Below are 326 nucleotides of genomic sequence, written 5' to 3'. Positions count from 1 at the left end.
GGTCAGGGCAGCCAGCGGCTGGGTATGGGCCGTGAGTTGTACGAGGCCTTCGCGGTGTTCGCGGATGCGCTGGACGAGGTGTGTGCGCACCTGGACGGTTTGCTCGATCGTCCTCTGAAGGACGTGATGTTTGGTGGGGACGCCGGGCTGTTGGAGCAAACGGGCTATGCGCAGCCCGCGTTGTTCGCGGTGGAAGTGGCTTTGTATCGCCTGGCTGAGTCGTTTGGGGTGCGGCCGGAGATTGTCGGTGGTCATTCGATCGGTGAGTTGACGGCTGCGTATGTGGCTGGGGTGTGGTCGTTGGAGGATGCGGCCCGACTGGTGGC

The 326-nt window shown here is 63.8% G+C and carries 1 protein-coding gene; it reads left to right on the top strand.

The window, feature by feature from the left end:
* Positions 1-326 (top strand): acyltransferase domain-containing protein (locus tag ADL01_RS24910; RefSeq protein WP_159049622.1); only part of this gene is annotated, 326 nt, incomplete at both ends.

Source organism: Streptomyces sp. NRRL WC-3618 (genome assembly GCF_001280005.1).
GTDB lineage: Bacteria > Actinomycetota > Actinomycetes > Streptomycetales > Streptomycetaceae > Streptomyces.
This window is presented reverse-complemented; position numbering and strand designations above follow the sequence as displayed.